Source organism: Dehalococcoides sp. (genome assembly GCF_041654235.1).
Lineage (GTDB): Bacteria > Chloroflexota > Dehalococcoidia > Dehalococcoidales > Dehalococcoidaceae > Dehalococcoides > Dehalococcoides mccartyi_B.
In genome coordinates this window covers 1-6,879 of the sequence record NZ_JBAZDW010000066.1, presented here as the reverse complement: position 1 = coordinate 6,879, position 6,879 = coordinate 1, and the positions used below count along the sequence as shown (strand labels likewise).

Annotated in this window: 5 protein-coding genes, 1 pseudogene and 1 riboswitch; of the genes and pseudogenes, 3 read left to right on the top strand and 3 right to left on the bottom strand. The window is 48.7% G+C overall.

From position 1 onward, the window contains the following. Positions 1–102: pseudogene (locus tag WC259_RS07120) on the bottom strand (DJ-1 family protein); the annotation flags it as partial. A gap of 292 nt (positions 103–394) precedes the next feature. Here WC259_RS07120 and oadA point away from each other — a divergent pair. Both oadA and WC259_RS07110 read left to right on the top strand, forming a co-directional pair. Beyond that, positions 395–2,143 carry a sodium-extruding oxaloacetate decarboxylase subunit alpha gene (oadA, locus tag WC259_RS07115; RefSeq protein WP_011308753.1) on the top strand — a complete coding sequence of 583 codons (1,749 nt, stop codon included), beginning with the start codon at positions 395–397 and terminating at the stop codon, positions 2,141–2,143. Next, the gene (locus WC259_RS07110; RefSeq protein WP_011308754.1) at positions 2,136–3,632 is read left to right on the top strand and encodes an acetyl-CoA carboxylase biotin carboxylase subunit; all 1,497 of its coding nucleotides are present in this window, start codon (positions 2,136–2,138) and stop codon (positions 3,630–3,632) included. Before oadA ends, WC259_RS07110 begins: the two co-directional genes overlap by 8 nt. Here the strand turns inward: WC259_RS07110 and WC259_RS07105 are convergent. After that, positions 3,629–3,916 carry a 2TM domain-containing protein gene (locus WC259_RS07105; RefSeq protein ID WP_011308755.1) on the bottom strand — a complete coding sequence of 96 codons (288 nt, stop codon included), beginning with the start codon at positions 3,914–3,916 and terminating at the stop codon, positions 3,629–3,631. The two genes, WC259_RS07110 and WC259_RS07105, sit on opposite strands and share 4 nt — an antisense overlap. Positions 3,917–4,046: 130 nt before the next feature. Further along, positions 4,047–5,849, bottom strand: a complete 1,803-nt coding sequence (locus tag WC259_RS07100; protein ID WP_012984079.1) for a 4Fe-4S binding protein — start codon at positions 5,847–5,849, stop codon at positions 4,047–4,049. Positions 5,850–6,084: 235 nt separating this feature from the next. Further along, a riboswitch (cobalamin riboswitch) is annotated at positions 6,085–6,277 on the top strand. Between the two features lie 113 nt (positions 6,278–6,390). Here WC259_RS07100 and WC259_RS07095 point away from each other — a divergent pair. Next, positions 6,391–6,879, top strand: a 489-nt coding sequence (locus WC259_RS07095) for an alcohol dehydrogenase catalytic domain-containing protein (protein WP_372643876.1), incomplete at its 3' end; no start/stop codon positions are given.

Sequence of the window (6,879 nt, the reverse complement as noted above, 5' to 3'; positions counted from 1 at the left end):
TACTATCTTGACCTCAAGGTCTGCGCGTCGGAGAATATCCGTAATAGTGCAGAATTCTATTTCTTCAAAACCCTCGGCTAACAAAACGGCAAAACGGCTCATAGTTTCCTCCGGATATAAATAAAAATAGTGATACCCGCACGCGGGCGGTTAGCACCTTTGGAGGGTTAACATTATATGCCAGAAATTTGCCGAAGTGAAATGTGCCTTTTTCAGCTATAAAGACACAGATTTTCAGGGTTTCGGGGTGAACGGCTAATACTTGCCGTTTCTTGACAGTGCAAGGAGGCTAAGATAGAATAAACTTCACTTTCTATCTTTTTGCCTCAGTATTTTCTTTTATCCTTTCTGAGCAGCAACCGGAATTATTAATATAGACGGTAGGGTTAATAATATGGGTATAAAGATTACAGATACCACTCTGCGGGATGCGCACCAGTCACTGATAGCTACCCGAATGCGTACCCGTGACATGATTGATATTGCCGCCCGGCTGGATAAGGCCGGCTTTCACTCGCTGGAGGTCTGGGGCGGTGCTACTTTTGACTCCTGTATCCGCTTTCTGAACGAAGACCCGTGGGAACGCCTCCGCCTGATACGCCAAAAAGCTCCCAACACCCCTCTCCAGATGCTTCTCAGAGGGCAGAATCTGGTGGGATACCGCCATTATGCAGACGACGTGGTACGTGAATTTGTCCGTTTGTCAGTTAAAAACGGGATAGATATTTTCCGGGTTTTTGATGCGCTGAATGATATCCGCAATATGGAAGTTTCCATTCAGACTGCTAAAGAGCTTAAAGCCCATGTTCAGGGGACTATCTGCTATACCACCAGCCCCATTCACACCGTGGAGAAGCTGGCCGAAATGGCAGTGGAGCTGGAAAAGATGGGTTGTGATTCCATATGTATTAAAGACATGGCCGGGCTTATTACTCCCACCGCCGCCGCCCAGCTGGTCAAGTCCATAAAAGCCAAGGTCAAACTGCCGGTAGACCTGCATTCACATTGTACCAGCGGAATGGCACCCTTAGCTTATTATGCAGCGGCTGAGGCCGGGGTGGATATAATAGATACCGCCTTCTCCGCTTTTGCCTGGGGTACTTCCCAGCCCACCACCGAAAGTTTTGTGGCCGCTTTTAAGGGTACGAAACTGGATACCGGGCTTGATCTGGAACTTATGAGTGAAATAGGTGAGGAATTTAACAAAATAAGTGCCTCTTATCGTTGCCTTTATACCTGCGAAGCCACCCAGCCGAGTATCAGCGTGCTCCTTCACCAGATACCCGGCGGCATGATATCAAACCTGGTCAGCCAGCTTCGCCAGCAAAATGCCTTTGACAAACTGTCAGAGGTACTGGCTGAAGTGCCCAGAGTCAGGGCTGATTTGGGTTATCCCCCATTAGTTACCCCGTCAAGCCAGATTGTGGGTACTCAGGCTATTTTAAATGTGCTGAGCGGCGAACGCTATAAACAGGTGACCAAAGAGACCAAAAACTATCTCATGGGATATTACGGCAAGATACCCGGTAAAGTAAACGAAGATATCCGCAAGGCTATTATAGGGGATGAAAAACCCATCAGCGTCAGGCCGGGGGCTTTGCTGGAACCAGAACTGCCCAAGATGAAAGCCGAAGGCGAAAAGCTGGGTATACTCAAAACCGAAGAAGACCTTTTGACTTATGCCATGTATCCGGAGGTAGCCGCCAAGTTCCTCAAGGGTGAGTGCAAGGAAGAGTGCCTTCTGCCGTCTACACCTGAGGCAGCCAAACCGGTCAAGACTGAAGCGAAGCCTGTACCTGCCTTTAGTGGTTCGGCTGAATACAGTGTTGAGGTGGATGGAGAGGTCTTTACAGTCAAGGTTTCTGCCAAGGCTGGAGTTGCTGGGGAAGCCCCTAAAGCGCTCAAACCTACTGCCTCTCATCCAGGAGCTATTGTCTCCCCCATGCAGGGTATGCTCCTTTCGCTAAAGGTGAAGGAAGGGGATAAGGTAACCGAGGGTGAAGTGGTAGCCACCATTGAGGCTATGAAAATGGAAAATGATGTCTGTGCCACTGTAAACGGGGTGGTTGTGGAAATATATGCCTATGAAGGCGAAGTAGTGGGCAGCAAAGACGTTATCATGGTGATAGAGCCAGATGCTTAACAAGATACTGGTTGCCAACCGGGGTGAAATAGCTATACGGGTCATGCGTGCCTGCCGTGAGCTGGGTATTAAAACAGTGGCGGTTTATTCCGATGCCGATAAAGGTGCTCTGTTTGTAAAATATGCTGATGAAGCTTATCATATCGGCCCTTCCCAGCTGTCCGAGAGCTACCTGAATATTAAAAAGATAGTGGCTGTGGCCAAAAAATCAGGCGTAGACGGGGTTCATCCCGGATACGGCTTTTTATCTGAAAATCCCGGTTTTGCTCTGGCTCTGGAAAAAGCCGGAATTAAATTTGTAGGTCCAAGCAGCCGGGTTATAGAACTGATGGGCAACAAGATTGCCGCCAGGCGTGAGATGAAAAAGGCGGGTGTGCCGGTACTGCCCGGTACGGAGGGCTGTGTTTCAGGTATTGAACAGGCCACCGAGGCGGCAGCGGCTATCGGTTATCCGGTTATTATAAAACCCAGCGGCGGCGGCGGTGGTATCGGCATGCGGGTGGCTAATGGCCCGGATGAACTTAAAGATGCTATAGAGTCTTCTCAGAAAGTGGCCGGCAACACCTTTGGTCTGGCCGAAGTGTATATTGAAAAATACATATCCAATCCTCGCCATATAGAAATACAGATAATGGGTGATTCACAGGGCAACATAGTTTATCTGGGTGAGCGGGAATGTTCTATCCAGCGGCGTTATCAGAAACTCATCGAAGAATCCCCTTCCCCCGTTATTACCCCTGAGCTTCGCAAGAAGATGGGCGAAGTGGCGGTAAAGGCCGGTAAATGGGTTAACTATGAAGGTGCCGGCACTATTGAATTTATTTTTTCAAACGGGCAGTTCTATTTCCTTGAGGCCAATACCCGTGTACAGGTAGAACACCCTGTTACCGAAATGGTAACAGGCATAGATATAGTCAAAGAACAGATAATGGTAGCTTCCGGCAGTGAGCTTTCATTCAAACAGGAAGAAGTTGAGATGCGGGGCTGGGCTATAGAGTGCCGTATCAATGCCGAAGATCCCTTGAACGAGTTTGCTCCCTCGGCTGCCAAGCTCAAAGGCTATCGTTCACCCGGCGGTATCGGAGTCCGGGTGGATAGCGGTGTTCATACCCGCTATAACATACCCTATCTGTATGACCCCATGATATCCAAGCTGATTGTTTGGGGACGCACCCGCGAAGAAGCCATAGCCCGCATGCGGCGTGCCCTGTACGAATACATCATAGTAGGGGTAAAGACCAATATTCCTTTCCATAAGGCGGTTATGGTTAACCCTAACTTTGTAGCCGGCAATCTGCATACTCATTTCATTGAGAAGGAAACTACCCTGTTGGATGAAATGAAACGCATTATGAGTGAAGAACAGCCTCTGGAAGAGAAGCTGTCCGAGATATTTGACGATACCCGGCGGATTGCCGCTATTGCGGCGGTTACTGCCCTGACCCAGTTGCCGGCTGAAATTGACGAAGATGAGATAACCGGCGTTTAAAGGTTTTTCTTTAAACGCCCAATCTCTTTCTGGATTTCCTTGCTTTCCCAGTCACTTTCATCACGCATAAAGCCGAAAACGCTCAGGAAGTGGAAAATCAGTCCTATACCCCAGCCCCCCAGAGGGAAGATAAACCAAGGGTACGAGCTGCCGGTAAATGCCCAGATGCCGATAATCATGGCGTTTATTACTACATATACCGAAAGGTGATTGTAAAAATCCTTCTTTTCCTTTACCCGTTTTTGGGCAATACGGTAGATTTCATCATCGTTTAGCTGTTTCATCTTGTCTGCCTTTCTTCATCTGGAATTATGATTTATTTTTCAGGTGTTATCAAGTCTCTGCAGGAAAATTCGGGCATAAAAAAACTGCCGGGTTTGAAGCCGGCAGTCTGCAAATAATAGCATTAACTCTTTAAGTAGAAAGTTTGGCAATGGCAGCGGCCAGTATCATCAGGCCTATGGCAATGGGCAGAATACGGATAGCGTAGTTGTATACACTATTCTTTTCTTCCAGAGCGGCTGCCTCTGCCTTGCGTTTCTTGGCGGCAGCCTCATAACCGTAACCGTTGGTAATAGCATCCCAGTAACAGGCATCTACACACCGTCCGCAGTAAGTGCAACTGGAGGTATCCAGACTATAGTCATGTACCTGATGGACAATATCACACCTAAGGCATCTCTGAGCCTCTTTTTTGGCAGCATTGGGAGACAGGGTTTTTTCAATTTCCACCTTGTCACCGCCGGCCTGTTTAACCAGATTAAGCTCTACCTGAGAGCGGTTTTGACCCTTGGGTTCACCAAGTGGTTTGATGGTTTTTTCAGGCGGAGCCAGAGTTTCATCCAGATTGCCTTCGCCCCCTAAATATTTGTCAATCAGACCGGCTACCGAACGTCCGGCGGCCATAGCCTCAATAACCGAACGGGCACCGCTGATGCCGTCACCGGCGGCAAATACGCCGGGCTGAACCACAGACAGATAATCCGAACCGGGTTTATCATTTTGGGCTACAGTGGTGATAATGGTATCTGCAGATATCAAACGGCGGGTATCGTTTATTATTTCATAATGGAGTTTATTTTCTTTGTCATATCCGTAAGAACGGATACGGAACAGTTCAACTCCCTCAATCTTGTCATTTAGCTTTACCAGCTTTACAAAATCCAGCGAAGGTTGAACAGTTACGCCCGCATCTATAGCGCGGTCAACTTCTTCGGGAGAAGCTTCCTTGCTGCCGGTATGGCGGCTGCAAACCAGATTCACCTCGGAGACACCCAGATTTTTAGCGGCAAAGGCACTATTGTAGGCTTCACTGCCGCCGCCTATTACGATTACCTTGTCGCCAAGGGTTTCTTTAGTGGTTGATTTTATGCCCTTCAGGAAATCATTGCCCTTAATCAGGTCTGATTTGGCAGTTTCATCACAGGGAAGCAACAGCCCTTCGTCTACGCCAAGTACCCCGGTGGAGAGCAAAACCGAGTCGTAGCCCTGTTTAAACAGGGTCTGTACGGATTGTACCTGGCAGGAGGTATGAATGGTCACACCCAAGTCGGTGATAGTCTTAATTTCTTTGTTGAGTATCTCTTTGGGCAGCTGATGTTCCGGTATGCTGTAAAACATCTTGCCGCCGGCATATTCCATGGATTCAAATATAGTAGCCTCATGCCCCAGCAGGGTCAGGAAGTAGGCAGAGGTAAGGCCGGCCGGGCCTGAACCGATAATAGCCACTTTTTTGCCGGTGGGCGGGGCAATTTTGAGGTTGTTTTTCCAACTGCCGTCATCATTTTCAGCGGCATATCTCTTGAGTGCCCGAATAGCAATGGGCTCATCAAACTTCTGGCGTTGGCACTCCAGTTCACAGGGGTGGAAACAAACATAGCCGCACACTGAAGGGAAGGGTATTTTTTCTCTCATAACGGCGGTAGCGGCTGGAGCATTGCCATCAGCTACGAAACGCACGTAGCGGGGGATATCCAGTCCGGCAGGGCAGGCACGGGTGCAGGGAGAAGTGCCAACCCGCTTGGTGGGCATTTTATCCCGCTCCAGTTTGATAGCATCTACCGGGCAGACGCTGGCACAACGGTTACACCCGGTACAGCGGCTTTGTGTCCAAAAAAACTCACTGCCCTTGGTGCGCTTGGTAGAAACTACCTTACCGTCCTTTTTGGTTTCCTCGGCTGGTTCCAGTTTTTCTACAGGCTTTTTTGTTTTGGCCATATATGTCTCTTTTTTAAAATATTTACGCCTATATTTAAAAGACCTAGTTCCTGATATTATACTTGCAACATATAGTACATTGTCAATCCGCCGGGTTCACAGGCGGATAAGCAGATTTATTCTACCACCCCTTCGGCTCTTTGGCCAACTTACATCCGTGTCATTGGTTTTAGGGGATAATATTGTTTTAAACAGGGGATTGACAAAACAGTAATAACTAATTAAAATCAAGTCTAATTGAATAAGGTCTGCCGGTGCTTTGTAACAAAAGCTTAAAAGGGAAGCCTGTTAAAATCAGGTGCGGTCCCGCCGCTGTATACGGGGACGAAAACTGGAATTTGCCACTGTTTTATTAGAATGAAACGGGAAGGCCCGGTGAGTAGGTTGAGCCGTAAGCCAGAATATCTGCCGGCATAGAGTTTCGCGGAAAATGGCCGTGGGAAATGGTAAATCCCTGAGCCGAAAGGTTTGGGGTTTTATTTTTTGTTTGAATCCTCAAACCTTGGTGGTTTGGGGATTTTTTTATTGGGCGGGGTGAAATATGAAAGCAGTCTTATTGGAAAAACCGGGTGAACTAAGGCTTGCAGAGGTGGTTACTCCATACTGCCCGAAAGGCGGGGTACTGCTAAAGGTACTTTGCTGCGCAATCTGCGGGACAGACGTAAAGATGTTTCGGCGGGGGCATCGTGACCTTGAGTACCCCCGGATACTGGGGCATGAAATAGCCGCCGAGGTAGTCTGCTCTGGACACCCTGATTTTGAGGCAGGTTGCCGGGTACAGGTTTACCCCGGTATTGCCTGCGGGGTTTGCCCTCTCTGCTTGCAGGGCAGGGAGAACCTGTGCCGGAAGGTAAAAATAATCGGTTTTAACTATGACGGGGGCTTGGCCGAATATATGGCACTTCCCCCTGAAAGCCTTCCGGTTGGGCTTAACATAATACCTGAACATGTTTCAGACGAGGAAGCCTCTCTGGCCGAGCCGCTTGCCAGCTGTATCCACGCCCAGTCTGTTTGCCGGGTGGGAGACGGG